Source organism: Paenibacillus septentrionalis (assembly GCF_042659865.1).
In the GTDB taxonomy this organism is placed as follows: domain Bacteria; phylum Bacillota; class Bacilli; order Paenibacillales; family Paenibacillaceae; genus Pristimantibacillus; species Pristimantibacillus septentrionalis.
The window spans coordinates 1-1,336 of sequence record NZ_JBHSTE010000022.1; the positions used below are offsets into that span (position 1 = coordinate 1).

A 1,336-nucleotide genomic window follows, 5' to 3' on the forward strand; every position below is an offset into this window, starting at 1 on the left:
CTCGTTGCTACTCCTCCGCCTACTATCGAAACTGCTCCTAGCATATCACTCACATGCTCTTTTGACCACGCCTCTGCTGGAAAGAGCTCCCATTTCCTCAAACCACTCGTTTTTGCTAGATCATTTGGATTCATCGGCACTGGTAGCCCCATCAACTAATCCATCTTCAAACCTAAAATATAATCTACTCTTGATTTTGCGGAATCGCTTGTTTTCCTGATTTCGAATTCTCCTCTATCATCAATTAATTTTTTACATATTTGAATGTCTCTCGTCAGCATTTCAATGTCATTTTTATCGATATGCTCTTCAAATTTATTATTTTTCAAATAACTATTCAGCTTAGAATATATAAAATCAGCAATTGCTTTGTATTTCATACTCTCTATTGCAATAGAAACAAAATATAGTGTTTTAGTAAACAAGCTATCGTTTACTATTCTCCAATCTTCTTTTAGAATTTTTGCTGAAACCTGTGCTACATTTAATCCATTTTCCTCAATTCTTGCTTCGCTAAATCAAGAGCAACCGCCAACTTAATTCGATTTTGCTTACCTAATCCATGTAAGTAATTGGAAACACCTTGAGATTCAACAATTGGTTCAGCTTCATCTCTATAACGGTCTAACTCAATCCCTGCAATAGTATTATCATTAATTAGTATTTTATAAATGTCCTCTCCCTGCTCAGGTATCCAATGAATAACGTAAGCTGTTTTCATTTCTGGAAAATGACTTGTTATTACTTCAAGCAATCTTCTTTTTTCCTTGTCTTTGAAAAGCGAATGATTAGATTTAATGAGTTGCTCCCTTAGTTCATGTTCCATTTTACTTCCAATTAGTCTCACGGTTCACCCCACCTTATACACTATTTTATTACACCAGGTGTTGCTGTGATTAAATTCCCATGTTTGTCAGTTAAGATTGTCATTGTAGAGGTCGGCTTGAAATCATTGAACTTATCGAGTCCAATAGTCTTGTCTAACGTGACTTCTCTCACATATCGAATTCCATCGGCACTATCTATACTTCTGATAACTGGTGAGTTCACTATATCTTTACTCGATAGCAGTGAACGAAGTTCGTCTTGAGATATTGTGAATTGAGAAGCATTTTTATTAGAAAAATGTCTGTCAACGACGTGCTTCCACCCATCATTACTAATATTTATCCGGGATTGAACAATAGGAGGCATACCCGGAACTTTACCCGGCCCCTCAATCTTTGTTTTTTGATCTGGTATCTGATCCACTTTCGGTGCGTTTGGCGGCGTCAGGTCTGGTTTTACTGGATTCAGGATCGTCTTTTTCCCGATGCTCGTTGCTACTCCTCCGCCT

The 1,336-nt window shown here is 37.3% G+C and carries 2 protein-coding genes and 1 pseudogene; all 3 read right to left on the reverse strand.

What is annotated here, in order from left to right; all coding sequences use genetic code 11:
* Positions 1–155: 155 nt before the first annotated feature.
* Positions 156–380 (reverse strand): hypothetical protein, encoded by a 225-nt coding sequence (locus tag ACFP56_RS21675; RefSeq protein ID WP_379238580.1) that lies wholly within the window; start codon positions 378–380, stop codon positions 156–158.
* A 104-nt stretch (positions 381–484) separates the two neighbouring features.
* The gene (locus ACFP56_RS21680) at positions 485–847 is read right to left on the reverse strand and encodes a hypothetical protein (RefSeq protein ID WP_379238582.1); all 363 of its coding nucleotides are present in this window, start codon (positions 845–847) and stop codon (positions 485–487) included.
* 20 nt (positions 848–867) lie between these two features.
* A pseudogene (locus tag ACFP56_RS21685) lies at positions 868–1,336 on the reverse strand (contractile injection system protein, VgrG/Pvc8 family); the annotation flags it as partial.

Coding starts and splice junctions, on each gene's coding strand:
- ACFP56_RS21675 (WP_379238580.1), bottom strand. CDS start 380: ATGAAATACAAAGCAATTGCTGATTTTATATATTCTAAGCTGAATAGT.